Origin of the sequence: Helicobacter sp. CLO-3, from assembly GCF_001854545.1 — a bacterium.
In the GTDB taxonomy this organism is placed as follows: Bacteria; Campylobacterota; Campylobacteria; order Campylobacterales; family Helicobacteraceae; genus Helicobacter_B.
On sequence record NZ_MLQN01000010.1, the window covers coordinates 38801 to 65305 of the forward strand.

Annotated in this window: 18 protein-coding genes and 2 pseudogenes; 2 read left to right on the plus strand and 18 right to left on the minus strand. The window is 45.2% G+C overall.

All coding sequences use genetic code 11. From position 1 onward, the window contains the following. Window positions 1-2 precede the first annotated feature (2 nt). The 5 genes and pseudogenes from BKN38_RS04020 to BKN38_RS04040 all read right to left on the minus strand — a co-directional run bounded on the left by BKN38_RS04020 (window position 3) and on the right by BKN38_RS04040 (window position 8099). The gene (locus BKN38_RS04020) at window positions 3-3074 is read right to left on the minus strand and encodes an efflux RND transporter permease subunit (protein WP_066454820.1); all 3072 of its coding nucleotides are present in this window, start codon (window positions 3072-3074) and stop codon (window positions 3-5) included. 156 nt (window positions 3075-3230) lie between these two features. After that, a pseudogene (locus tag BKN38_RS04025) lies at window positions 3231-3914 on the minus strand (efflux RND transporter periplasmic adaptor subunit); the annotation flags it as partial. A gap of 134 nt (window positions 3915-4048) precedes the next feature. Further along, window positions 4049-5524 (minus strand): TolC family protein, encoded by a 1476-nt coding sequence (locus tag BKN38_RS04030; protein WP_066454824.1) that lies wholly within the window; start codon window positions 5522-5524, stop codon window positions 4049-4051. Window positions 5525-6092: 568 nt separating this feature from the next. Further along, window positions 6093-7109, minus strand: coding sequence for a UDP-3-O-(3-hydroxymyristoyl)glucosamine N-acyltransferase (lpxD, locus tag BKN38_RS04035; protein WP_082942491.1), 1017 nt, complete (start codon window positions 7107-7109; stop codon window positions 6093-6095). Window positions 7110-7364: 255 nt separating this feature from the next. Further along, the gene (locus BKN38_RS04040; protein ID WP_066454871.1) at window positions 7365-8099 is read right to left on the minus strand and encodes a triose-phosphate isomerase; all 735 of its coding nucleotides are present in this window, start codon (window positions 8097-8099) and stop codon (window positions 7365-7367) included. A 164-nt stretch (window positions 8100-8263) separates the two neighbouring features. Between BKN38_RS04040 and BKN38_RS04045 the strand changes: the two genes are divergently transcribed. Both BKN38_RS04045 and lon read left to right on the plus strand, forming a co-directional pair. Beyond that, window positions 8264-9016: an outer membrane protein assembly factor BamD gene (locus BKN38_RS04045; RefSeq protein WP_233712894.1), complete on the plus strand. Its 753-nt coding sequence runs from the start codon at window positions 8264-8266 to the stop codon at window positions 9014-9016. 198 nt (window positions 9017-9214) lie between these two features. Next, window positions 9215-11782 (plus strand): endopeptidase La, encoded by a 2568-nt coding sequence (gene lon, locus BKN38_RS10585; protein WP_070957696.1) that lies wholly within the window; start codon window positions 9215-9217, stop codon window positions 11780-11782. 140 nt (window positions 11783-11922) lie between these two features. Here the strand turns inward: lon and BKN38_RS04055 are convergent, their stop codons facing one another. The 13 genes and pseudogenes from BKN38_RS04055 to BKN38_RS11035 all read right to left on the minus strand — a co-directional run. Then, window positions 11923-12219, minus strand: a complete 297-nt coding sequence (locus BKN38_RS04055) for a type ISP restriction/modification enzyme (protein WP_066454829.1) — start codon at window positions 12217-12219, stop codon at window positions 11923-11925. Between the two features lie 133 nt (window positions 12220-12352). After that, window positions 12353-15693: pseudogene (locus BKN38_RS12260) on the minus strand (type ISP restriction/modification enzyme). A 157-nt stretch (window positions 15694-15850) separates the two neighbouring features. Next, on the minus strand, window positions 15851-17785 hold the full coding sequence (locus BKN38_RS04080; protein WP_066454839.1) for a 6-hydroxymethylpterin diphosphokinase MptE-like protein: 1935 nt from the start codon (window positions 17783-17785) through the stop codon (window positions 15851-15853). Window positions 17786-17971: 186 nt separating this feature from the next. Next, on the minus strand, window positions 17972-19072 hold the full coding sequence (gene aroB, locus BKN38_RS04085; RefSeq protein ID WP_066454841.1) for a 3-dehydroquinate synthase: 1101 nt from the start codon (window positions 19070-19072) through the stop codon (window positions 17972-17974). 161 nt (window positions 19073-19233) lie between these two features. Next, window positions 19234-19869, minus strand: a complete 636-nt coding sequence (locus BKN38_RS04090; RefSeq protein WP_066454843.1) for a superoxide dismutase — start codon at window positions 19867-19869, stop codon at window positions 19234-19236. Window positions 19870-20136: 267 nt separating this feature from the next. Beyond that, window positions 20137-20673, minus strand: coding sequence for a DUF268 domain-containing protein (locus BKN38_RS04095; protein ID WP_082942493.1), 537 nt, complete (start codon window positions 20671-20673; stop codon window positions 20137-20139). After that, window positions 20639-21025 carry a hypothetical protein gene (locus BKN38_RS04100; protein ID WP_143000200.1) on the minus strand — a complete coding sequence of 129 codons (387 nt, stop codon included), beginning with the start codon at window positions 21023-21025 and terminating at the stop codon, window positions 20639-20641. The genes BKN38_RS04095 and BKN38_RS04100 overlap by 35 nt, the downstream gene beginning before the upstream one ends. A gap of 190 nt (window positions 21026-21215) precedes the next feature. Next, the gene (locus tag BKN38_RS04105) at window positions 21216-22088 is read right to left on the minus strand and encodes a class I SAM-dependent methyltransferase (RefSeq protein WP_233712892.1); all 873 of its coding nucleotides are present in this window, start codon (window positions 22086-22088) and stop codon (window positions 21216-21218) included. Window positions 22089-22098: 10 nt separating this feature from the next. Beyond that, entirely contained in the window at window positions 22099-23526 is a 1428-nt protein-coding gene (gene argH, locus BKN38_RS04110) for an argininosuccinate lyase (RefSeq protein ID WP_066454858.1), read from the minus strand. A gap of 217 nt (window positions 23527-23743) precedes the next feature. Beyond that, window positions 23744-24187, minus strand: a complete 444-nt coding sequence (hemJ, locus tag BKN38_RS04115) for a protoporphyrinogen oxidase HemJ (protein ID WP_066454860.1) — start codon at window positions 24185-24187, stop codon at window positions 23744-23746. 214 nt (window positions 24188-24401) lie between these two features. Further along, window positions 24402-24815, minus strand: coding sequence for a hypothetical protein (locus BKN38_RS04120; protein WP_066454862.1), 414 nt, complete (start codon window positions 24813-24815; stop codon window positions 24402-24404). 307 nt (window positions 24816-25122) lie between these two features. Next, window positions 25123-26022 (minus strand): SPFH domain-containing protein, encoded by a 900-nt coding sequence (locus tag BKN38_RS04125; RefSeq protein WP_066454865.1) that lies wholly within the window; start codon window positions 26020-26022, stop codon window positions 25123-25125. A 219-nt stretch (window positions 26023-26241) separates the two neighbouring features. Continuing rightward, window positions 26242-26505: hypothetical protein (locus BKN38_RS11035; RefSeq protein WP_176754195.1), on the minus strand; the 264-nt coding region annotated here is incomplete at its 5' end.

The window sequence follows — 26505 nt, forward strand, 5'->3', positions numbered from 1 at the left end:
TTTCACAGCATTTGCGCCTTTGGCACGCGATAGAGTTTTTTGAGCCTGTCATCTATCGGTGCCAAAAATCGATAAAAAATAGGCACAATAAGCAAGCTCAAAAACATCGAAACTAGCAGCCCGCCAATCATACAAATACCTATCGCTGACTTCATCGCGCTTCCCTGCCCTGTGGCGATAGCAAGCGGCAGCATACCAAACACCATCGCAATCGTCGTCATAAGGATAGGGCGCAGCCTAAGCTCGCCCGCTAGCAGTATCGCCTCGCTTATGCTATGCCCTTCCTCGCGCTTCTCATTGGCGACATCAATAAGCAAAGTGGCGTTTTTCCCCACCATACCGATAAGCAGTATAAGCCCCATGAGTGAAAACATACTAAGCGGCTGCCCCGCAAGCCCCAGCCCAAAAAACGCGCCAGAGAAGCTAAGCGGCATCGTAACCATGATAATGATAGGCTCTAAAATCGACTCATAAAGTGCCGCCAAAATCAGATAAATAAGCACAAACGCCGTCGCCACCGCGATGCCAAAGGCTTCTTGTGTCTCTGTCAAGTTATCCGCCTCACCGGCAAATCGATAGCCCGCACCCTCGCTTAGCCATTTATCCTTGTTTTTCTCCACTTCTCGCAGAATCTGGTCTAGCGGGAGTTTAGATTCTGGAGCTGGGTTTGCATAGACGGTGACGCTTCGCTGGCGATTGTAGCGGCTTATGGTAGAAGGCGTGAGTCCATTTTCTATCTCGATAAGCCCATCGATAAACATCATATCGCCATTGGCATTACGCACCTGGATTTTTTTGATATCATCGATTGACACGCGGCTAGAATCCGGCACACGCAAAGTGATTTTATACTCTTTGCCGCCCTCTTTATAATACGCCACTTGTGTCTCGCCAGAAAACGCCGAGCTTATCGCTTTTCCTATGTCTTGCGCGGTGATGCCATATTGGTTGGCGTTTTGGCGCAGCACGCTTAGGCGGTATTCTGGCTGCATTTCTGATACGCTCGTGTGATAGTCGCTCACCTGTCCTTTGAGCGCGCCCTCCAGTAAGAAATGCTTGAGATTTGCTAGGCTCTCATCCACTAGCTTTTGGTCTGGCGAGTAGATGAAAATCTGCAATTTACTATTATCGCCCCCGCCGATTAGTGGCACTTCTGCGGGGATTATCGTAAGGTTGCTAGATTCTGGCAGGGCTTGCAGCCTCTTTGCCATATCTGCCATCCATGTAAATTGATCGACACTGCGCTCTTTTTCATCGCGCAGTTTTACATAGATTTTGGATTTGTTGATGTTTTGGGTTTTGCCATAGGCTACTTGGATAGAGACAAAATCCACATTAGCAGAATCTTCTTCGATGACTTTTTGCAGTGCTTGCGTTTTGCGCGTCATCTCATAGATACTGACTCCGGGCTCTGTCTGCACCCAAAAATACGCATGCGATCTGTCTTCTTGTAGCATAAACTCCATGCCGATTTTGCTAAGCACAACGATTGAGAATCCAAACACCGCAAAGACAAGTACGCTTACGATGATTTTTTGATTCATCACGACTTTTAGCGTTTTGGCATAGGCATTTTGCATCCATACAAAAAACGGCTCACTCCAATGGTAGAATCTAGACTGCTTGGGACTCACGATAAGCGAGCTCACCATAGGGATAACCGTCATCACGACAATATAAGAGATACCTATCGCTAGGGCTACGGTGATGCCAAAGCTTTGGAAAAATTTCCCAACAATCCCCGTCATATTCCCCACCGGGATAAACACCGACAAAAGCATCGCTGATATCGCAAAAATCGCAAAGGCTATTTCGCGCACGCCCTCATACGCCGCGGTGCGCTTATCCATGCCGGATTCTAGCTTTTTGTGGATGTTTTCTATCACGACGATAGCATCATCGATGATTATCCCGATAGAAAGCGTGATAGCCATCATTGTAAGCATATTTAGCGTGTAGCCCATCATCGACACTAGCGCAAAAGTCCCTAGCACAGAAATAGGCAGCGATATCGCAGAAACTAGCGTAATAGTGACATTTCGCAAAAACACAAACACAATGCCAACCGCCAAAATCCCGCCCAAAATCAAGTCTATCTCGATATCATGCAAGCTTTCGCGTATGTATTCTGTGGTATCTAGAAAAGTAGAGATTTCATATTGCGGGCTTACTGCTTTTATCGAAGGCAGCGCGTCATACACGCCATCTGCGATTGCGATGTCGTTTGCGCCAGAGATTTTTTGCACTTCAAAGATGACGCCTTGCTTGTTGCCAAATGCCGCGTAGGTTTTGTATTCCTCAAGCCCATCTTCGATAACAGCGATATCGCCTAGCAAGATATTGTTTGTGATTTGGAGTTTTGCTACTTCATCGATACTTTTTGGGTTGGCATCGGTGGTTAGCCAAAATTCTTTCATGCCATTGACGATGCGCCCGCCATCTATCTCGACATTTTCCCCGCCAAGCGCGTTTGAAATCTGCGTATAAGTGATGTCATATTTATTCATAAGCGTGGGGTCTGGGTAGATTCTCACTTGTCGTTCGCGATAGCCATTTAGCTGCACGCCGCCCACGCCGGTGATTTTTTGCAAAAGCGGCTTGATGATGTCGTTTGAATGCTTCATAAGCGTGGCGGACGAGACTTGATTAGAGCTTACAAATAGCGAGATGATAGGCTGTCCGCTGGTGTCTAGCTTGTCTATGGCTGGTTTGTAGATGTTTGGATCGGTGAAGGTGACGGATGATACTTTGTTGATGACATCGCTTACAGCTTGATCCATAGGCTTTTCTAGCTCAAACTGCACGATGACGAGGCTTATATTACGCACGCTAGTGGAGGTTACATATTTTATGCCATCTATCCCTAGCACTTGCTCTTCTATCTTATCAGTTACTTTACTTTCAATAGTCGAAGCACTAGCGCCCGGATATGTGGTGCTAACTAGCACGATAGGGAAGTCGATGTTTGGGAAAAGTGCTGTTGGAAGCTTTTTTAGCCCGAGCACGCCAAAAAATATTATCCCTAGCGCAAACATTAGCGTGGTGACGGGGCGGTTTATCGCAAATTTATACATAATAGCCCCTTATCTGTTGCCTTGCATGATATTGCTTATAGCGTTTTTGTTGGTGTTGTTTGCGTTGCTGGCGTTGTTAGTGTTTGATGCGGCGTTTTGGCTGGCGTTGGCATTGGCGTTTTGCGCGCCATTTTGGCTAGATTCTGCAGAATCTGCGCGCGGTTTGATGAAGCCATCGCCAAAGATTCCGGGCTTTATAGAGTCATCTATCATCGCTTCAGCGCTTACTTTGCGCGTGGATTCATTGATGGTGGGGTAGATTTTGGTGATGGTGGTAGTCCTTTTGATACCATCGCCCCCTAGATAAAACTCAAACACATCGCCCGGGCGCACGATATTTGCGTATTTGGAGTCAAATTGTATGAGGATTTTTTTCTCATGGCTCACTAGGCGAAACAAAATCGTATTATTGGCATTCACACCATCGCCAAGCTCTATTTTTTTCTCTGCTATCGTGCCCGCAAATGGCGCTTTTAGTATGCTTCTATTATAAAGCGATTGGTAATAATCATAGTCTGCTTCTAGCTTTTTGTAGTTGGAGTAGTATTGGTCTAGCGTGTTTTTATCGACTACGCTTTTGCTTTTTTGGTAGCGCTCGTATTGCTTTTTGGCGAAGATATACTGCTCTTTTACCGCTTGGAGTTGCGCGGCTTTATCGCTATTGGCAAGGCTCAAAAGCTCATCACCCTTTTTTACCACGCTTCCCACATCGACATGGATTTTATCTATCGTGCCACTAGAATCTAGGGTGAGGTTTGAATCCTGCACCGCTTTGGTGTTAAAAATAGCATACACATCCTCGCCCTGCAATGCACCAGCGCACGCGATAGCGCAAATCATCGTAGTGATAAACTTTTTCACAGATTCTCCTTTTGCTTGTTTTCTCTTTGCCTTTTTGGTTTTTTGGTTTTGTGGTGCTTTTGTTTGCGCTTTGCTTTTGTCAAAGTCTTGTTTCACAGCCCCATTTTGCACCCTTATTTTTTCACATATTCTTGTATGGTTTGCCCGCTATAAAAGATATAGTTTGCCTTTTGCAGCTCATAGTTATTTAGCGCTTGGTTATAAGTCGCTTCGGCGTTGTATTTGGTGCTTAGCGCGCGCAGATAGTCGGTAAAATTTACGAGCTGGTTATTATACCTTTTTCGCACATTATCAAATGAAATATTGGCAGATTTGAGACTCGCTTCAGATGAAAGGATCTGACTTCTAGCCACTTCTAGCCTGCGGCGGTAGAGAATCTCATCTTTTGTTTTTTCTGCTTGCCTGTAGGCTAGCTGTTTTTCTTGGGAGAGCTGGTTTAGCTTCATATATTGCTTTTGGAGCGTAAGTCCTATATCATCAAAGAGCTTTAGCGTAGCAGTGATGCTTAGCACATTAGAATGCGTAGGAAACTGTATCACAAGGAAAGGGTTTGCGCCCGTGGCTGTGACATAAGCAGGCTTTTGCACATTCCAAGTATAAGTATCTGCAAGCGTGATAGTTGGGAAATAGTTTAGCTGCTTGTTTTGGTATTTGAGAGATTTTATCTGCTCTTTTAGTGAGGTGATATCTGCTCTTTCTATGTCGGTTTTGAGCGCTGGTGTAGCGATATCCTCGCGTCTTAGCCCATCAAACTCGAGGTTTGTAAGATATTTTAGCATAAGGATATTCTCCTCCACGCTTAGCTTCATGCTAGCGATTTGATACTCGCTAGATGAGACTTGCGAGCGCAAAGACTCCATGTCATCGATAGTCGAAAGCCCGGAGCGATACAGCTGCTCTACGCGTTTTAAATCCGATTGCACTTCTTCTAGCTGTCTTGCGAGTGAGAGGAGCTGGGAGAGGTTGTTGAAATAGCTATAGTATTGTTGTATCACTTGCAGATATATTTGCTGTTTGGTATGCTCGGCATCTGCGATACTAGAGCGATAAGTCGCGCTGCGCTCGCGTATTTGGTTTAGTGTGCTAAATCCGCTAAAAAGATCAAGCGAAAAGCGCGCGCTTGCTGCTTGGTTTTGGTAATTTCCCATTTGTCCAAAATCCATTACATTATCGCCAAAAGTCGATCTAGCACTCTGCAAGCTTCTATAGGTGTATTGATACGCATAGTCTATATCTAGGCGTGGCAGGAATGATGCTTTGGCGATGGTGGTATTTTTTTTGGCAGAGGCTACTTGCAGGAGCGCTGCTTGTAGCGAGTAGTTGTTATCCGCGCCATTTAGCAGCTCGGTGAGCCCTACCATATTTTTGGAGTTTTTGGTAAGGTCTTGGATTTGGGAGAGCATATCATTGACTACCATTGTGGCTGACTCTTGCGTCGCCTCGGGGTTTTGCTCGCTGGATTCTCCCTCATACTCTGCAGAATCCCAAGAATCCGCCGAAGGCGTAGAAGTCGCGGCTCTGCCAGAATCTAGCGGCCTCGCAGCTAGGCATAAACAAAATGAAAATATCAACAAGGCAAAAAATCTCATAAAATCTCCTAAAATTATAAATTAGCACTAAAGCATAATATTTGCCAGAATCTAGCGCAAAAAGCGCGCGACAATACAGCGCGCACAGCCCATGCGATAAAGCGCAGAAGTATAGCACAAAATATTTAATGTATTCTTAAATACTTGTATATACAAGTATCTTGTCAAAGCGCGTATTTTGCGTGCTTTTTAGATTCTGGGCGTGGCTAGTTTTGTCACAAATCTCATTTGCTTTGATTTACTTTCATTTTCTGCTTTTGTTTATGCATAGAATCTAGATGCAAAATATAAGCCAAAAGTGGCTAGCTCGTGGCTAGATTCTGCGAGCGAGAAAGATGTTGTGCGCGAGAAAAAATCTGTGGGCGAGAAAGATGTTGTGCGCAAAATATTGAAAAATACCAGAATCTAGGCGCAAAACCCCTAGAAACGCCAAAATCTAAGCGCAAAAACTAGAATCTAGCGCGCCAAAGCCACATAAATCACAAAATCATCAAATCGCAAAAATTGCAAAAACCGCAGAATCCAAATCGCACAAACCCCATTTGCTCCAAATCCTAATCACAGCCCGCTATTTGCCCTCTTTTTTCAGCATCCTTCGCAATGAGACATAAAACTTCATCCACTCATCAAGCGGCATGAGCGGATGCCCGCCCCACTTGGTGTTTGGCGGCAGATTTTTACCCACGGCGCCGCGCCCAGCGATTTGCGTGAAATCGCCGATATGTATATGCCCGCCAGTGCCCGCCTGCCCGCCAAACACGACATTGCGCCCCGTAGTCGTCGAGCCAGCAAGACCTACTTGCGAGACGAGCAAAGAATGCTCGCCGATGACGCAGTTATGCCCGATTTGCACGAGATTATCGATTTTTGCGCCCTTTTTGATGAGCGTCTCGCCAAACACCGCCCTATCTATCGTGACATTTGCGCCGATTTCGACATCATCTTGGATATGCACGATGCCATTGTGCTCGATTTTTATGTGTCTGCCATCATTTGTGTGCGCGTATCCGAAGCCATCGCTTCCTATCACGCTGCCTGCGTGGATTCTCACGCGATTTTCTATGACGCTTTGGCGGTAGATGACGACATTTGGAAATATCGTGCAATCTTCGCCGATACGCACGCCATCGCTTATCACCACGCCGGGCATTATCGTGGTGTTTGCGCCGATACTCACATCCGCGCCGATGTAGGCGCCTTGCATTATCGTGACACTTTCATGTATAGCGGGGCTAGATTCTGCGCTTTTGGCGTGTGGCGTGGCAAACTCATCTAGTGCGAAATGATGCGATAAAAGCGCAAATGCCAAATGCGGATTTGCCACAAAAAGCGGCTGGATATGGCTAGGAAATAATGCTTTGTGCGCCTCATAGTCCGCCTCTCGCACGAGCACCGCGCCGACTTTGGATTCTGCGAGGCTGGCGAAATATTTGGCTTGGTCGATATAGCTGACATCGTTTGCGCTGCCATGCTCTAGTGGCGCGAGTGCGTGTATAGCGAAGTCGCTGGCAATGTCATTGGTGATGCCGATAGCTTCTTTTATCGATGAAAGCGTGGGGCTTGGCTTTGGGCTTTGGTTTGTCATTTGGCGTCCTTTGATGTTTGATATTTTGGCGTTTGGTTTTGTCAAGCCGCACTAGAATCTAAAAATCGTCATTGCGAGGAGCGAAGCGACGAAGCAATCTATTAAAGAAAATGCTTTGAAGCTGAAATATGGATTGCTTCGGATTCTGCGAATCCTCGCAATGACGGATGGGCGATTTATGCGTTGCTCGCAAAACAAAGTTTCTTTAAGCAAAACAAGCAAAGCGCAGTTTCTTTAGTCAATGACAGCCAGAATCTACTTTTGCGCTTTTGCTCCTTCTGCTTTTGTCCCCTCTTGTATGATGTCATAAAAGCCCTGTGGTGTGAGTGCTGCGCTTCCTACTAGCAGCCCATCGACATTTTTTACGCTTAGGATTTCTCTAGCATTTTTGGCATTCACACTCCCGCCATACAGCAGCGGCGCGCTCGTGAGACTTCGCAAAAACGCATGCGTCTCCTCTATCTCCTGCGCGCTCGCACTCACGCCGCTTCCGATAGCCCAGATAGGCTCATAGGCGATAGTGAGATTTGGCAAGCTAGAATCTATCCCGGCAAACTGCTCGCGCAAATGCGCCTCCACAGCGCGCATGCCAGACTTTCGCACCGCTAGATTCTCGCCCACACAATACACCACGCCAAAGCCCGCTTGCGCGAAGACTTCGCATTTGCGCGCGAGGAGCTTTTGAGACTCGCCAAGCGCGCGCCGCTCGCTATGCCCCACAAGCACGATGCCTATGCCACTAGATTCTAGCGCTTCTATGCCTACTTCGCCGGTAAATGCGCCCTTTTGCTCGGGATATGCGTTTTGCGTGCCTATCTTGCCTACTTTGGCAAAATCAAGTGCCGCGCCAAGCGATAAAAACGGCGGAAAAAACACTATCTCATGCTTATCAAAAAAGCCGGCATCAAAGGTGAAAGCATTGAAAATGTCAAAATACGCTTTAATCGAGCTTGGCGTGTGATTGCATTTAAAATTTGCCATAAATTTCATAATATCCCCCAAATAGCGCAAAATACGCGCGCTTATGCGATGCGGCGGGCGCGCAAAAGGCGCAAAAATAAAGAAAGGCATTATACTCTAAAGTTGCATAATAGCAGATAAATAGATATAATCGCGCTTTTATAACTAGAATCTAAATCTATCAAAGGCCACCAATGCAAAATGGGCTACAAATGCAGACGCAAATAAATGCTTGCCAAATTAGCAGAATCCAAAGCAATATCGCCGATAAAAATAAAAAAGTCGCCAAGGCGAGATTCTGCGCGCGCGTGGCGTTTGTAGTGGGGATTTGCGCGCTAGCACTTTTCATAAGTGCGTGTGATAAAAAAGAGAATAATGAGTTTAACAAGCCCGCGATGTATTGGTATCAAAGCATTTTGAAAGAGATAAAGTTTGGGAATCTTGAGGGCGCGGATAATTTTTATGCGTCATTGCAAAGCGAGCATATAAACTCGCCATTGCTGCCAGAGGCGATGCTGATTTTGGGGCAGGCGCATATGAAAAAAGAGGAATATATACTAGCGGAGTTTTATTTTGATGAGTATTTGAAACGCTTTGCCACGGCTAGAAATGCCGACTATGTCGCGTATCTGAAACTCCAAAGCCGCTTTTATGGTATCAAAAATTCTAGCAAAGACCAAGAGTTTTTTTCTGTTAGTTTAATGGAGTTTGATACATTTCTGGAGCGATTTCCAAACAGCCGATATGTGCCTTTCGTGCAGACGATGCAAGTGCGGTTTGTGCTAGGGCAAAACGAGCTAAACAAGGGCATCGTCAATGTCTATAAAAAACAGCGCAAACAAGAGGCGATGGAGAAATATCAAGATCGCATCGACAGCGACCTAGAATCCGCCACAAAGCCAAAGCCCTCGCATCTGCCGTGGTATGTGCGGATGTTTAATTGGTAAGCACAACTTGGTAAGCTTAACTTGGTGGGCGTAAATTGATAGGCAATTGGCGGGCGTAATAATTTGGCGAGCCTTTAAGCTTAGCAAGCATGATTAGCCCGCCAGAATCTAGATTTTAGATTTTAGAATCCAGAATCTAGATTCTGCCTCACGCTGCCTGCTTCACAAATCCAACAACAAATAATAAAAGGAGTATAAATGCAAAACAGCCTAAACGATTTTCCAACGATTTTACCTGTCATAATAGAGGATGATTTCACCTATCCTTTTGCTATCGTGCCTATTTTCACCTATGGCGAGCGCAATATCAAAGCCGCCAACAAAGCGCTTGATAGAAATGACCTCGTGCTCGTGTGCTGTAGCAAAAATAGCGATGAAGACAAGGGTGAGTTTTATGATGTGGGCGTGGTGTGTAAGATTTTGCGCAAAGTGTCATTGCCTGATGGCAGGATAAAGATTCTCGTGCAAGGCAAGGCGATAGCCAAGGTGCTAAGTATTGAGAGCGATGAGGAGGATGAAGCAATAGAGGCGATGGTGGATATCATCGAGTATAAAGGCTTCAATGTAGGGCGCGTCGAAGCGATGATGAAGTTTTTGTATGAGAGCGTGCAGAATTATGCCAATATCAGCCAATTTCCACCAGAGATGCTAAAAACGCTCGAGGAGACAAACGACCCAAATCGCATCATCGACCTTGTCGCCTCGACTTTGCGACTCAAAAAAGATGATGCGTATAAGCTATTTGCGAGCGATAGTATCGAAGATCGTATGATGATGCTAATCGATCTCATAGCCCAAGAAATCCAAGCGCAGAAACTGCAAAAAGAAATCAAATCGCGCGTGCATTCCAAAATGGAAAAAACCAATCGCGAATATTTTCTAAAAGAGCAACTCCGCCAAATCCAAAAAGAACTAGGCACCGACACCCAGCGCGATGAGGAGATCGAGCGCTACAAAGAAAAGCTAAAATCTATCAAACCCTATCTAAACGAGGATGCTTACAAAGAGATAGATAAGCAAATATCGCGGCTATCGCGTATGCACCAAGACAGCGGCGATGCGAATATTTTGCAAAACTATGTCGAGTGGGTGCTAGAAATCCCTTTTGGAAAATATGCCAAAGAGGAGCTATCAATAAAAAAGGTGCGAAAACAGCTCGATAACGATCACTACTCGCTAACTAAGCCAAAACAGCGCATTATCGAGTATTTTGCAGTAAGAGAGCTGCTAGCAAAGCAGGCGAAAAAGGCGGAGGCTGGAAAAGTGGATTCTGGAAAAGATGCCAAAACAAAAAGCGGCGCAGAATCCAAATTAGAATCTATAAAGGTAGAATCCACAAAGGCAGATTCTAACAAAAGCTCTGACAAGTCAGATTCTGGCGCAAACACCGCAGAAAAAACGCGCGCTAAGGGCACGATTTTGTGCTTTTATGGACCTCCGGGCGTGGGCAAAACAAGCCTTGCCAACTCCATCGCCAAAGCTATCGGGCGCCCGCTTGTGCGCGTGGCGCTCGGCGGACTCGAGGATGTGAATGAGCTTCGCGGACACAGGCGCACCTACATAGGCGCAATGCCCGGGCGCATCGTGCAAGGGCTCATCGAGGCAAAAGAGATGAATCCCGTGATGGTGCTAGATGAGATAGACAAAGTATCTCGCGGTGTGCGCGGCGACCCTACTAGCGTGCTTTTGGAGATCTTAGATCCCGAGCAAAATGTCGCTTTCCGCGATTATTATACGAATTTTAGCCTTGATTTGAGTCAAGTGATTTTCATCGCCACTGCCAATGAAGTAGCCACTATCCCGGCACCTTTGCGCGATAGGATGGAGTTTATCGAGCTATCTAGCTACACACCGCAAGAAAAAGAGCAAATCGCGCACAAATACCTCATCCCCCAAGAGCTCAAAAAGCATGGCTTGAGCGACAAAGATATGGAGCTAAGCGCGCAGAGTGTGCGTGAAATCATCGAGCGCTACACGAGGGAGGCGGGCGTGCGCGGGCTTAGGCGCACACTAGCTAGCATCATGCGAAAAGTCGCCACGCAGATTTTGGAGAATCCAAAGTTCAAAAAGCTGACTATCACACCAAAAATGCTGCCGGATTTTCTAGATAAAATCGTGTTTGAAATCGATCCGGCGCGCAAAAAGCCGCGCATAGGTATCATAAATGGTCTGGCATGGACGAGTGTGGGCGGTGATATGCTAAAAATCGAGGCTATCAAGCTGCAAGGCAAGGGGGATTTGATGCTTACAGGAAGCCTTGGCGATGTGATGAAAGAATCCGCTAAAATCGCGCATTCTGTGGTGAAACTCCTGCTAGATGACAAAAAGCTAACTCCCGCCAAATCCAGCGTGCCAAAATCCAAAAAAAGCGGCAAAGGCGCTAGCGGAGCAGAATCTAAGCCATTTTATAACTACTATGATATACATCTGCATGTGCCAGAGGGCGCCACGCCAAAAGATGGTCCAAGTGCTGGCATCGCTATGGCTTGCGTCATTGCTTCGATTTTGTGCGACATCCCTATCCGCGGCGATGTGGCGATGACTGGCGAGCTGACGCTAGCGGGCGATGTGCTGCCTATCGGCGGGCTCAAAGAAAAACTCATCGCCGCGCACAAAGCCGGGATAAAAAAGGTGGTAATCCCGCGCAAAAACTATGAGCGCGACTTGGGCGATATCGACGCGCAGGTGCTAAAAAGCATGGAGATAATCCCCGCTGATGAAATAAGCCAAGTGCTAGAAGCCGCACTTGTGAAAGAGAGGAAATAGGCAATCTTGCAAATCTTGCAGGGCTTGCGACTTTTGTTTTACTATTTTTGTTTGCAATTTTTGCTTTACTATTTTTTGTCTTGCAATCTTTTGTTTTATAATCTCGCGCCTTGCTGGATTTTGTTAGATTCTGCTAGAATCTAAAGCGCGATTTTGGCGATTTTTGTTTCTATTTCTAGGCTTTTATGCAATGTTTGGATGACTTTTTGAAAATGGTTGTAGTCTATCTCCTCGCCTTTGTGGGATTTGAGATATTTATCTAGCACTTGATAGCCACCGATTTTATACTCCCACACTTGCGCGCTGACTTTATCAAAATACAAACTTTTATTGACAAAAAGCCTTCGCTCGCGCTCATTGTAGGAGATTTTTTCGATAATGTTAATTTTGTCGCCTAGGTTATATAATGGCTCACCTATGGATTCTATATCTTGCATGATTAACCCCTGTTATAAAGATACAGCGGGAAGGCATAGCTACCGCTTCCTACTAAGTGTAAATCAATAATATTGCTTGAAACAAAGAAATTATCTATTTGTTGTAACTTGCAACCTCTATCACAAATTAAGGCTATTTGCATAAAAACTTCCTCGCCCTCTGCGTGTTGTAAAGATATAGGGGGAATATGTGTCCTGCCCCTGTGTTGCCCCCTCCCATCATTGATAAATCCACTAGCAGATTTGTCGCCATCGCATATTGCCAACTCCCCTGAAGTTTCGATTGTCTGGCTACATTTAGCCCAATATTGCAATAAGCCACTTCTATTGCCCCCCCCCCAATAAATGCGCGCATTAAATGCAAATCTATCAACTCTTGTCCTAGCTCACTTAGGGCTAAAAATTTTTCTTTAGATTCTACAAATGGAATCTTTGGGAAATCTATTTTTAGAAAATCCAAATATTTTTCTCTATAGTCTTTATGAAAAAGGACTGCATAAATATAGCCCAAAATCGCCTCCGGGCTAAAATGCTCGCCGTATTTAGAATCTATAAACTCTCTAAATTCTGGTGTAAAATTTTCTATTTTATCTTTACCTTGAAATATGTCATCTTCTTCAAAAAGGTTTGTTTGCTTTTTTAGATTCTTTTGTGCTGTTTTTGTGTTTTTTAGATACAGCGGAGAGACAGCCTCGCCACCTCTGCGATAAAAATTTAAATCTACTATTTTATCACTCACAAATGTAGTATTAAACTCATCATCTCCTATAACCTGTGTTTGCCTTGAGGTAAGCAAACTTAAATTATCACCATGTTTAGAATCTGATTTGTTGCAATTATGGATTGCTTCGGCTTCGCCTCGCAATGACGATTTATGCGTGCTTGGTAAAAAGTGCTCGAATACATCATAAACTGGTCTAGCCATAAAGCCACAATTTTTATTAATATAAAAAGTCCAGCGCATATCAAAAGGTCGATAATTACACTGTATTATGTGGTTATTCAAATCATCTTGATTTTCTTTGACTGCATTTATTGCCCATTCTAATTTCCAGCCGCCAGAATCTGTTCCGATATCCCATTTTGTTCTGATATATTCTTTTTGATTGAGTTATAAAATCTTGCAATAATTCTTTTAATTTTTCTTTAGAATTTTGAAATACTATATGGTCTCTTTTGGAGCAAATTCCCACACCAGAAATCCTAAAAATATCCTTCACACTCCAGCCTTTATCATATTCCGCTTTTAGATTCTCATTTTGTGGGATGAAAAGATAAAATGGTGGCTTTGGATTGATTTTTTGCCAAGTGATAGATTCTAGGCTTTGGTCTTGCAAAAATGCGTATTTATCCTTTCTTTTGCCAAATAAATCATAATGATATACTTCGCATTTTGGCTCATTTGCGTAGCTTTGCCACTCGATTTGTGGCTCTTTGTCGCTAAAGATTTTTGCAGGTTTTGCTTTGTGTTTGGAATCTAGCTTTATAAATACGCTTATCGCCACGCCCTGCTGTATATCAAAGACATTTTCATCCTTGCTACCATCTGGGGCTTTTTCCTTTTTCTTTACATTGCCATGCAAATCAAGGAAATACGCCTTATCAAAGCTATTTAGCAAGTGCCAGCGCATACCGCGGAATGTGGGATTATCTAGGAAGCTGTGATTTGTGATAATGGCGATAATGCCAGAATCTTGCTCTTGGATTTTAGATTCTGCAAAGCGGATAAATTTTACATAATCATCTTGCAACCATTTTGGATTTTTCTCATTTATATGTATTGGATTTTTGCTTTCATCAAGTCCGCAGTAGAAATAATGCGCTTGGATTTTGCTTAGCTTTTGGGCTTTGCCATTTTTGGTAAATGTGTAATCATAGGCATTGATGCTTGAGCCATTATAGGGTGGATTCCCAGTAATTATAAGAATCTCTTTTTCTTTGGTTTCTTGCGCTTTTTCAAATTCTTTCTCTAGCTCGCTTTTAAAAGTATCAAACACACTTGCTTGGTCTTTTTTGTAAGTTTGCAAATGCAGATATTGCAAGGTATTTGTGAGATACACGCCGATTCGTTCATTGTCTTTTAGTGGCGCGTTAAACTCGTTTGCCTCGCTAAAGGCTTGAGAAATACGCAAATGCGAGATGATATAAGGCGCGATGAGAAATTCAAAGCCAAAAAATCGATTTAAAAGCGCTTTTGGATTGTATTTTGGGCTATTTTTTGGAATATTTTGCAAGGCTCTTTTAAACGCTTCAAACAAAAATGTCCCGGTGCCTGTGGCAAAATCTAGCAGCGTGATAGATTCAGAATCTAGCGCGCTTTTTAGTCCGCTTTGTTTGAAGTCTTTTTTCAAAATCAAATCAATAGAATCTATGATAAATCCAACCACTGCACTTGGTGTATAATACACACCTCTAAGCTCGCGCAAGCGCGGATTGTATTGCGAAAGAAAAGTCTCATAAAAATGCAAATATGGGTCTTTGTGAAGTTACTCGCCTAGCAAGTTTTTCTCGCTTTGCTTGTTTAGCTCGGTGATGATTTGGGCTATATCGATATGATTTACAATCGTCACAATCTCGCCCAAAAGCCATTTGATAGAATCCAAATCATCAAGCGTATTGAGAAAATTGCTTAGCTCACGGATAAGGGGGAAAGATTTTGGAATATGCTTTTTGGCATTATAAAGGTCGATTTTCTCACCTTGAGAATTTAGACGCGCTAAGAAAAGACTATAAGTCAAAGTCTGCGCGAAACTATCACAAAAATCATCCAAGCCCAAATCTTTATAAAGCTCTTTTTGAAACTCTGCATACACTCTAGCCACATTTTTATCTAAAATTTCAGAATCTAGCTCGAGTTTTAGCGTGGCAAGGAGATTTTCATTTAGCAATCTTGTGCGTAAAGCTAGGGCGTTGGCAAACTCTAGCGCGGTGTTTATGGGCTTTGGCGTGGCAGAGAAAAATATGGCAAAAAACTGCTCTAATTCTTTGGATTTGGATTCTAGGAGAGATTTATTTTTGAGGGTTGATTGTAGTGCGGAGTATTCGCAGATTCTAATTTCTTGCGCTATAAACGCTTTAGAATGGGTGGTTTTGCCCCCCCCGGATACTATCTAGGCTATTTGTTGATTTCTCATCAGTGCGGATAAGCAAGAATCGTAGATAATCAGTCAAAATGATATTAGGGCTAAGCTCTAGGTATTTTTGGATTTGCGCGCTTTTGGCGACTTTGTATAAATCATCATTTACCCGCTTATTTTCTATATAGCCTAAAGCAAGAGAATCTAGCGTGATGAGAAAATCCGGCGCGCCTCTGTCTTCTTTGTCGTTATTTGGTTCGTGCGTGATTTGGATTTTGGCATTTATGCTATCTTTTAGGCTGTTTAGTAGCGTCTCTAGTGCGCTTCTATGCGTATGCTCTTTGTCACTTGGTGTGATATGCGCGATGGATTCTAGGTAGGTTTTTAGTGCATTCATGTTTTGCCTTTTATTTTTATTATTGTGTATTTTGATGTGCTAGATTTTGGACTGGGCTTGCCTAGATTCTCGCATTTTTGGCTTTTGTGTAGAATCTAGCAGAATCTATTTAGATTCTATAAGCCAGCAAGATGACAAGCCAAAAACCACACCACTCCTAATACCTCGATGCGAGCATTTTGTATCGCAAAAGCATCTTATCTAGCGCGGTAGAGATGAGTGCGCGCGCCTCGGTGAAAAATCCCTCCACATCATTGTTTGGCAGGTGCAGTGCTGCTAGCATTAGATTCTGGCAGATATGCGCCAAACTCCCTTCAAACAATATCCCAACATAGGGCGATTTGGCACTTTTTTTCGCACTCATCTCAAACACCCTATCCACCCACGCAAAAAGCTCTTTTTTGCTTTTTATCTGCGCCTCAAGGCTTGCTTGGATTTGCGATTTAAACTCACTCACCTCGCCCAGACAAAAATCATCCCTAAAATCGCTAAACACCACCGCGTGATCCTCGCTGAAATAGCTTTTGATTTGCTTGATAAATTTTGATTTTTTATTCGCTTTTAGCGCAAATTCATGCGGTTTCGTCGGGCGCGCACCCTCGATATATGCGCCCTCACTTAGATTTAGCACGACTTTTGGCTTTAGCGTGTTGATAGCCTGCGTGAAAGTCTGCGCGGACAGCAGATAGAGCGCATCGCTATACACCTCATGCTCGAAGTTCCCGCGCACGCGCATAGTGCCTGCTGGTATGCTCGCCTCCTCCTCCCCATACGCCGAGCCGCTGGCATGTTTGCTGCGCCCTTTGATATAGCCACAATCAAGCCCGCACATTATCACCTCATTGCCAAGCTGCGCAGCTAGCCCAAATCCCGCATTCCCCACAAATGGCGCGCAAAACTCCATCACATAAGGGCTTTTAAACATATATCCGCTAGCGCTCCCCCCGCGCATAAACAAATACCGCTCTTTTGCAAGATTTAGCGCGCGCGGATTTACCATATTGCCACATAGCAGGGGCGTTTTGCCAAGCACGGGCTCAAGGTATTCATGCAAATAGTCCGTGCGCTCTATCTCTATCTGAAAATCCGGCTCTATGCCATAGCTTTTGAGTGGTTTTAGCGCGGTGCCACAGCTAAAGATTATCATACGCTCTTGATTTTCTTTGATAAATGCTAGATTCTCATCCAGACTCGCGCCATTTCCCACGACGCAAATCGGCATATCTACGCGCTTGGGATTCACGAGAAAGTAGTTTTTTTTCTTTTTATCCGGCAGGTTTTGCAAGGTATTGCCTATGCCTACCATCTCATCTTCGAAGCTCCCCCAGCCGCGCGCATTGCTCGCGTATTCCTCGTTTATTATTTGTTTGGCAGAATCCATTTTGGGACTGTCATAGAGGCTGATTTCTAGGCGCAAAAAATTATTAGTGATTTTTTGGCGTGAGAAAAAGCTGCGGATGAAAAAGCGATTTACCAAATCTTTGACAAACAAATAGCAAGCACCTTGTGAGACGCTAGCAAAAAGCGCTGGATAATCCACAAAATAACAGCTGATGCGAAACATCTCCACATCTTCTTCAAATATCAAAAGCGAGTGAAAAAACACGCCCCGCTCGCGGATAAACTCCAAAAATAGCCCGCCCAAAAGCCCATAAACGCTCGTGCAAGGCAAAAAATCTTTACTCAAAAAATACTCTTTTATCCCGCCATATTTGAAAAGCAAATCAATAAAGCCATTGCACGCCTCGCCCGTGATTGGCAGCTTTGACTCATCTAGCTTATCAAGATAAATGCCATTAGAATGTATGCGCCATTTTTCGTTTTTTAGCGGGGATTGGCTTAGCTCTTCATTGACTCTAAGCATGCTTGAGCGCCCATTTTCTAGCGGATACACTGGCGCTGAAGTCGCGAGATTTATGATGTTTATGCCACTTTCATTTATGAGGAGGTTGTATTGTTTGGGCTCATCTTTTAGCGCGTCAAACAGCTCTGGCGAAGTCTTGTGAAAATACTCCATATTGCGCACGAAGCGCTTGGAAATTTCTTGCTCGATGGCTTGCGTGTCGTTGCTTTGCAGGATTTCAAGTAGCATGCGTTGCCTTAAGGGTATAGAATCTTATAGCGCAATTGTATTATATTTTTGCGCGTTTTGTGCTTTTTGCGCGGGGGGATTGGTGATAGATTATTGCACCTAACGCATTTCTTTGCAATCACTATTGCAAAGAAATATAAGCTTTTGGAACAAGCCTCATTGCTTCAAAAGCAGGAGCATTATTTGCTAAAAACTTCTAGCACTTTTATAAGCCTCCAGCACTTCTATGATTTTTTCTTTTGGGATGTCATCTAGTATCGCGCATTGTCCCAATCCTCGCGGAAGCACGAAGCGTAGCTTGCTTTGGCTTGATTTTTTATCCAAGAAAAAGAGCTGGTAAAACGCCTCGACATCCTCTATCTCATAGTGCATATCTAGCCCATAGCGCGCCAGCAGCGCATCGATGCGGTTAGATTCTGCCTCGCTTAGCATATTTAGCTTTACAGCAAGCGCGTTTGCCATACGCATGCCAATGCCTACCGCCTCGCCATGCAAAAAGCGCGCATAATGCGTCAGATTCTCGATGACATGCGCGAAAGTATGCCCGTAGTTTAGCCCCGCTCGTATGCCGCTTTCGCGCTCATCTTGCGCCACGACTTTGGCTTTTATCTCAATAGCACTTTTTACATGCGTATTTAGCGTGGCTAGGTCGTTTAGCTCCGCTTTTTCTAGTGCCTCAAACTCGCGCGCATCAAAGCATACCGCCATTTTTATCATCTCGGCAATCCCTGCGCTATACTCGCGCCTAGGCAGCGTGGAGAGGAAGGCAGAATCCACATACACCGCCTTTGGCTGATGAAATAGTCCCACTAGATTCTTGCCCCACTCATTGTTTATCCCGCATTTACCGCCCACAGAGGCATCTACTTGCGCTAGCAGCGTCGTGGGTATGGAGACAAAATCGATACCGCGCTCATAGATTCCGCTCGCAAAGCCCACCATATCGCTTATCACACCCCCGCCAAGCGCTATCATGAGCGATTTTCTATCAAGCCTATGCTGAAACGCGCACGCTAGAATCTGCTCGATGCTCGCCATATTTTTATACATCTCCCCATCCGGGATGATACAGACAAAAACCTCGCTCGCACGCACGCGCGGCAGAATCTTATCAAGATAGAGCCCGGCGACTTTTGGGTTGCTGATGATGAGCGCTTTGGAGTCGCATGTGATTTGTGGATTTTGTGGTGCTGTGCTTGCGTGGCTCTCTGCACTCGCTGGGCTCATGAGGGGATCTATAAAAATAGGATAAGTAGCAGAATCTGTTTGCAAGGTGATAGTTGGCATATACGCTCCTTTGGCGTGATAGCTTGGTGTTGGAAGGCTTATGCTTTTGGCAAAATTGGCTTGCGGTAAATTTTGGCTCGCGGCGCAAAATGCGCCCGCACAAAGCGAGCGCTAATGCGCCACGCGCCACCAAGAGCCTGTTTCAAACTCTTTGCTCGCCCTTATTTCTTATGCAAGCCATTGATATAAAATCGTATCGAGTTTGTGCCTTCTTTTTTCGCCCATTCTAGCGCGCTAGAGGCAAACGCCCAGTTAATATGCGCGAAAAACTTCTCCAAATACGCCGGGCGCGCGTTTTTGTGATCGATATAATACGCATGCTCCCACACATCAGTCACAAGTAGGGGGATTTTGTCCTCGCTGATAGGCGTGGCGGCGTTGCTTGTTTGGATGATCTCAAGCTTCGCGCTTTTGGGGTCAAACACCAGCCAGCACCAGCCAGAGCCAAAAAGCGTAGTCGCTGCTTGGGTGAATTTCTCTTTGAATCCATCCACGCTGCCAAAGGCATGCTCTAGCGCTTCTTTGAGATCAGCACTCATCTCGCTAGCTTTTGGCGCGATGCTATCCCAGTAGAAATCGTGGTTATACACTTGCGCTGCGTTGTTGAAAACGCCGCCGCTTGATTTTTTGATGATGTCATAAAGCTCGGCGTTTTCTAGGTCGCTTCCTTTGATGAGGTTGTTTAGGTTGTTGATGTATGTTTGGTGATGTTTGCCATAGTGAAAATCAAAGGTCACAGGGCTCAAAAAGTCGCCAAACGCATCTTTTTCGTAGGGTAATTTGCGTAATTCAAACATGTTTTCTCCTTAGTAGTTGTGTCTTGCTTGGTATTTGCAAGATGGTGATTATAATAAAAATTGTCTTTTGGCAAGATAAATGCAAGGGGGGATTATTATGGGGCGATTGTGCGGGGTGTGGTTGCGCGGGGTGTGGTTGGGCAAAGGTTGTTGCGTGTGAGGTGCGCTTTTGTGCGTGGCATGTATTGTGTAGGACACGATGCAGAATCCAAATCGCTATAAATGCGCCGCCCAAAGCATTTTTGATGCCTCGAGCGCCAAAAATCTTTAAATCTTTATAAACTCAAAAAGCCCAAAATCACCCCAGTCTTGATATTCTGGGATAGAATCTAGCGCGTTTTTATCGACTTTAAGCGCGCCGGATTCATAGCGCATGACATTTTTCACATCAAAGCCCTTGATATAGCCAAACTCCAGCAATTGCATAGAATCTAGCGTTTGGATGATGATATCTGGGTGAAACACGCGATGTGCGTTGAAGCATACTTTGCTTATCTGCCCCACTGGCACGCTAAAATACAGCTTCCCGCCTTTTTTCAGCACGCGCTGGAAGCTTTTGAGCGCTTGCTCCCATGCGTTTGGACTGATAGGGTCGCCATAGCGCCCTAAGCCAAAATGCTCCACGCTACAAAGAGCAGAAAGTGATTCTATACTTTCATCCGCGATATTTTCGAGATTTGTCGCATCAGCGCAGATGTATTCTATACCGCCTTGATGCGCTGTTTGATTATCCGCCGATTGGCTCGAGCTTAATGAGTGGCTTGCTGGGCTAGCAGCATTTTGCCCCCCCCCCCCCGATATTATTAGCCATTAGTAGCTCTTGATTAGCTTTTTTGTCTCCATTTAGAAATGGCGTGTCAAAGTCATTATTCATCTCGCGAATATCAATCAGCACGATTTTTTGCCTCATCGCCAGCAGATGCGCGATAAATCCCGCCACGCTCGAACCCACATCATAATGCACGCTTGGCTTATTTTCACACACCTTGCGCGCACCCCAAATATCTTGGATGAAGTATTGATTATCTAGCTGTCCATTTGGCGCGTATTTGTCAAAGCGACAAATATAATCATGCTCCCTGCCTAGCTTAAATCGCGTATCGGTGTTTAGCCGCTCATACATAGCGCGGTCGGATTCTAGCTCTTTGTTTGACATGGCAGGGACTCGCTTTGGTCTATTTATAAAATACATTGGCGCTTTTCTTAATATGTTATAAATTTTTGGGCCAACAATTTTTTTAAGACGTAAGCCAATGCTTCTAATTGCGTTGTAGGTCTTTTGTTTCATGGTTTTGCTCCTTTGGTTTTGAAAATGCGCGGGTATTTTATCAAAATTTTGCCCTTTTTTACCCCTTCACGCCAAGCACAAGATGCGAGATGCCAGCGCTGTATGAGCGGATTTCTTTGGTTTGTATGCCAACTTTTTCTAGCGCGGCTTTTAGCTCCTCTGGCGTCACAAACACCTCCATAGAATCCGGCAGATACTTATACGCCGCGAAATTCCTAGAAATAAGCCCGCCCACTATCGGCAACACGCGCTTGGTATAAAGCCCTATGATTTTATCAAGTAGGCTGGGCTTTGATTTTTTGAAAAAGTCTAGCACGACGAGCACGCCGCCTTTTTTTAGCACGCGCGCAAACTCGCTAAGTGCTAGCTCGTATGAAAGCACATTGCGCAAGCCATAGGCGATGGATACGATGTCTATGCTGCTAGATTCTATCGCGCTTAGATCTTTGGCTTCGCCTAGCATGAGTGATATGGGCGCGGTGTTTGGGCTAGTGCTGGCGCTAGAATCCGCGTTGTTAGAATCTAAATTTTTCGCACCAGAATCTGTCCCATTAAAATCCATCCCGCCAGCATTTGTTGCCACATTTATCAGCCTAGATTCTGGGATTTTTTGATGCGCTGCTTTTAGCATTTCTTTGGAAGGGTCGATGCCTATGATTTTTTGATACGCGTTTTGTGCGCCATTTAGCGCGCGCAGGCGCTTTTGCCAGTGTAGTATCATATCGCCACTGCCGCACGCCACATCTAGCACACTTAGCGCGCTCGTGGATTCTAGCGCATTTAGCGCTCTTTTGGTCGCATCCACGCGCCATGAGATATCGATCCCAAGGCTTAGAATCCGATTTGCCTTGTCATAATCTTTGGCGATTTCATCAAACATATTCACGATTTGGCGTTGTTTGGATTCTAGAGCTTGGCTATTTTCTTGCATCATGTTCCTTTTATGTATCGAGTTTTGCGCTACATTTTGGCGCTGGCATATTTTTTTGCATCTTTTTTAGCCAGCTTTTGAGCGCTTTTATCTGCGCTTTTGTCGCACTTGGCGCAGTGCCGCCTAGCGTGTCGCGCGTATTCATCGAGTGCGTGAGTGATAGCACTTCTTTCACGCCCTGTGGTATCGCACTCGACACAGCGCGTATCTCATCCTCGCTAAGCTCGCTGATATCACATCCCTTAGATTCTGCATGCGCCACCACAAGCCCAGTGATATGGTGTGCCTCGCGAAATGCCACTCCCCCCTTTGTCACCAAAAAATCCGCCAAATCCGTCGCGCTCAAATGCCCCTTTTTGCACGCTTTTAGCATATTTTTGCTGTCAAACTTAGCTGTATCGAGCACTTCTTTTAGGATTTTTAGGCTTATGAGTGCGGATTCTACGCTGTCAAACACCGCTTCTTTGTCCTCTTGCGTGTCTTTGTTATACGCTAGCGGGAGTGATTTCATCACGACTAGCAAGCGCACGAGATTCCCATACGCGCGCCCAGATTTACCGCGCAAAAGCTCTGGGACATCGGGGTTTTTTTTCTGCGGCATGATAGAGCTGCCTGTAGCATACGCATCGCTTAGCTGCATGAAGCCAAACTCGCTACTGCTCCAAAGCACCAGCTCCTCGGCGATGCGCGAAATATGCATACTAAGCATCGCGACATCATAGAGCAAATCCAGCGCAAAATCCCTATCGCTCACAGAATCCATCGCATTTAGCGTCGGCGCGGCAAATCCTAGCGCATCGCTCACAAACTGCCTGTCATTGCGATATGGCGTGCCTGCTAGCGCGCCAGAGCCAAGCGGCATGTAGTTGTTGCGCGCAAAACTAGATTCTAGCCTTTCTATATCGCGCTTGAGTGCCGCGCACCACGCCACTAGGTGAAACCCAAGGCTCACCGGCTGCGCGTGCTGCAAATGCGTCATACCTGGCATCAGCGTGCTAGTGTGCTTGCTGGCAATTGCCAAGATGCTTTCAATAAGCGCTGATAAATGCTCCATCAGCGAAATATTGCTATCTAGCACATACATGCGAAAATCAAGCGCGACTTGATCGTTCCTCGATCGCGCAGTATGCAGCTTTTTACCCACATCGCCGATGCGCTTGGTGAGCGCGGATTCTATCGCCATGTGGATATCTTCATCTTTTAGCGTGAAGGCAAACTCGCCGCGCTCGATCTCTTGCGCGATAGCATCCAGCCCAGAATCTATCTGCGCGCGCTCTGCCTCACTTAGCACTCCTATGCGCGCAAGCATCCTAGCATGCGCGCGCGAGCCCAAAATATCGTATCGCCAAAGCTTTTTGTCAAAAGTTATAGAGGCGTTGAACTCCTCCAAAAGCGCGCTAGATTCTAGCGCAAACCGCCCAGCCCACAGCTTTGCCATCGCGTCTCCTTAAAATATCTGCAAATATTTGCAAAATCTAAAATGCCTAAAATCTCGTAAAAATCTAGCCCCAATCTCGCCAAATCTCGCCTTGATAAATCGCTCGCCAAACGCCAAATCCGCGCGTTACAATCGCAATTCAAGCCAAATCCGCGCCAAATTTAGATTCTGCCAGAATCTCACTCGGATTCCGCTTCAGATTCCGCCAGAATCTGCCTCAAAATTTAACCATCGCGCATATCACGATGATAATCATAAAAAGTGTCGGGATCTCGTTAAACACGCGGAAAAAGCGCCCGCTTCTCGTGCATGTGCCTTTTTGCATTTTGCTGACTATCACGCCGCACGCGATATGATAGATAAGCAGCAGCACGACAAAAGTGAGCTTGATATGTATCCACATCCCGCTTTTAAAAATCCCTAGATTTAGCGCAATCATCGCCGCGCCGCTAAGCACGCTAAGCCACATCGCCGGGCGCATGATATAGGCATAAAGCTTGTATTCTTGCAGCCGCACGATACGCACAAACTCGCTCACATGGGCGTTTTCACTATGATACACAAACAAGCGCGGCAGATAGAAAAGCCCCGCCATCCACGCGATGACGCTAATCACATGCACCGCCTTTATCCACTGATAATACTCCAGCATAAAATCCATAAAAGTCCTTAGAAATTGGTGTTTTGGGAAATGGTGTTTTGCAATTGTCTTGAAATTCGTCTTTAAAAAGAATAAATCGCGCAGGGGCTGGGTGGTTTTTGGTTTTGCGTAGGTTTGATTAACTCGCAAATTAATCGTTGTGGAATTCAAATCGTTGTTAGTTTTTTGCATGCATTTGAAAAATTAAAGAGCAAATTGTGGGGGGCGATTTGGCTTATGCTTCGATTTCTGCGCGGCTGTTTTTCACGCCCTTGATGCGCACTTTTTGCCCTTCTGTGTAGGCGGAGGCGTCGCCTTGTATTTTCCAAAGCGTGCCTTTGAAATACACCATCCCCTCGCGTATCTCGCCCTCGCCACCAGAATCCAAAAAATCCTCGCCAAGCTCTTGAGAATGTCGAAACAGCCTTTTTATCGGCTTTCGTAGTAGTAAAAGGCAAAGCGAGATGATGCAAATAAGGATCGCCTGCACCACCAAAGGCGCGATGCCAAACCACGCAAAATCCGTGAGAAGCCCCAAAAATGCGACCGCCAAAAATCCAAGCCCAAAAAATAGCAAGAAAAATGAGCCTAGAAAAATCTCCAAAATCACGAGCAAAACGCCCACGCTGCACATAATCCAAAATGACATGCGATCGCTCCTTCTTTGTAAGTTTGCAATTTTTAGATTCTGGTTTATTTGGTTATTTTTTGCTTTTTATCGCGCCTGTCGCGCCCTTAGATTCTAGCTTGTTTTATATTTTAGCTTTTTATCGCGTTTTTACTGCACTTTAGATTCTGGCTTTTGCGCGCAAGAATTTTACGCCTATATTTTGCAACTCACTGCGATTTGATTTTGCGGACTATTTTATGCCTATTTTGCAGGTCTAATTTTTGCGATTTTGGATTCTGACGCGCTGCTTAATAGAATCCGCCTCAAGCCCCAAACGCCACAGAATCTACCCCTGCTTTTTCCCTAGAAAATCCGCTATCACGCTAAGCGAGCCTATAAACTCGCTCGTATTGTAAGGGATTATCACCTTGTCTTTGCTAGGGTTTTTTGACATCTCATTAAAGGCGATGATGCGCTCTTTTGCTAGCAAAAACTCCGCCGCGCCAGCATCTTTGCTCATTTGCTCTGCGATCAGCGCCATCGCATCGCTCTGCCCCTGCGCTAGGGCTATCTGCTCGTATTTGCGCGCGTCCGCCATGCGCTCTATCGCCTCTGCTTGCAGGACTTTTTCTTGCTTTTGCGCCTCGGCGTTGCGGATGAGTGCTTCTTTTTCGGCTTGCGCTTTTAGCTCGATGGCGCGCTTCTCGCGCTCGGCTTTCATCTGTAGGTTCATCGCATGCTCGATGTCGCGTGGCACGGATATTTCGCTGATTTCTACGCGCATGATTTTCACGCCCCAGTTGTTCGCTGCATCGCCGAGCGCGACTTGCAGCGCGGCATTTAGCCTGTCGCGGCTGGAGAGCGAGTCATCGAGGTTTATCCGCCCGATCTCGCCGCGTAGCGTGGTGGTGGCGAGGTTGGCGATGGCTTGTTTGTAGTCGCTGACACTATACACCGCCGCTTTTGCGTCAAAAATCTTCAAAAACACGATGCCATCGATGTTGATATTCACATTGTCTTTGGTGATGACTTGCTGCCTGCCGATGTCGATGAGCTGCTCGCGTATCGTGACTTTGGCGCTGACGCGGTCGATCACAGGGATGATGATGTGGAATCCGCCCTCCATCACGCGGTGAAATCGCCCCAGCCGCTCGACGATAGCGACATCGGTCTGCGCGATGATGCGCACGCCATAAAACAAAAATACGCCGGTAAAAACGATAATGGCACTCACCAAGAAAGACATGCTGGCTCCTTTGAATTTGCGGGGTTTTGAGGCTATTGTTTGGATCTAGGTTTGGCTTTTGGATTTGGGATGCAAATAATATTTGTGATATTTAGATTCTGGGTTGTTTTTGGTTTGGCTATTTGCTTGTTTTGTTTTTGTTTTGCTTTATTTTGATGCGCTCTTTTTTTGATTTGCTCGCGGGATTATAGCAGAATCTTTTGGTTTTTGGTATTTGATTTAGTTATCAAACTTTATTGCCCCACTATTTTCTAGCTCTTTTAGCATTTTGACAAAGTTTTGCGTGCGGAGTTTTGCGCCTTCGCTGTTTAGGTGATAACCACCAAAGTCCATAGAATGCTTTTTCTCAAAATGAAAATCTCTAAAATCCCCATATATAGGGATATTATGCTTTGCCAGTTCTGACTTTAGATGTTCTATTTTAGCAAAAGTCTTTGGGTTTTTTAGGCTAAAGTATGGATTTTCTACGGTTACTGGGTAGGT

Bases quoted from the DNA above. Each gene is read 5' to 3' on its own strand.
- BKN38_RS04020 (WP_066454820.1), bottom strand. From the start codon at position 3,074: ATGTATAAATTTGCGATAAACCGCCCCGTCACCACGCTAATGTTTGCG.
- BKN38_RS04030 (WP_066454824.1), bottom strand. From the start codon at position 5,524: ATGAGATTTTTTGCCTTGTTGATATTTTCATTTTGTTTATGCCTAGCT.
- lpxD (WP_082942491.1), bottom strand. From the start codon at position 7,109: ATGACAAACCAAAGCCCAAAGCCAAGCCCCACGCTTTCATCGATAAAA.
- BKN38_RS04040 (WP_066454871.1), bottom strand. From the start codon at position 8,099: ATGAAATTTATGGCAAATTTTAAATGCAATCACACGCCAAGCTCGATT.
- BKN38_RS04045 (WP_233712894.1), top strand. From the start codon at position 8,264: ATGCAAAATGGGCTACAAATGCAGACGCAAATAAATGCTTGCCAAATT.
- lon (WP_070957696.1), top strand. From the start codon at position 9,215: ATGCAAAACAGCCTAAACGATTTTCCAACGATTTTACCTGTCATAATA.
- BKN38_RS04055 (WP_066454829.1), bottom strand. From the start codon at position 12,219: ATGCAAGATATAGAATCCATAGGTGAGCCATTATATAACCTAGGCGAC.
- BKN38_RS04080 (WP_066454839.1), bottom strand. From the start codon at position 17,785: ATGCTACTTGAAATCCTGCAAAGCAACGACACGCAAGCCATCGAGCAA.
- aroB (WP_066454841.1), bottom strand. From the start codon at position 19,072: ATGCCAACTATCACCTTGCAAACAGATTCTGCTACTTATCCTATTTTT.
- BKN38_RS04090 (WP_066454843.1), bottom strand. From the start codon at position 19,869: ATGTTTGAATTACGCAAATTACCCTACGAAAAAGATGCGTTTGGCGAC.
- BKN38_RS04100 (WP_143000200.1), bottom strand. From the start codon at position 21,025: ATGTCAAACAAAGAGCTAGAATCCGACCGCGCTATGTATGAGCGGCTA.
- BKN38_RS04105 (WP_233712892.1), bottom strand. From the start codon at position 22,088: ATGCAAGAAAATAGCCAAGCTCTAGAATCCAAACAACGCCAAATCGTG.
- argH (WP_066454858.1), bottom strand. From the start codon at position 23,526: ATGGCAAAGCTGTGGGCTGGGCGGTTTGCGCTAGAATCTAGCGCGCTT.
- hemJ (WP_066454860.1), bottom strand. From the start codon at position 24,187: ATGGATTTTATGCTGGAGTATTATCAGTGGATAAAGGCGGTGCATGTG.
- BKN38_RS04120 (WP_066454862.1), bottom strand. From the start codon at position 24,815: ATGTCATTTTGGATTATGTGCAGCGTGGGCGTTTTGCTCGTGATTTTG.
- BKN38_RS04125 (WP_066454865.1), bottom strand. From the start codon at position 26,022: ATGTCTTTCTTGGTGAGTGCCATTATCGTTTTTACCGGCGTATTTTTG.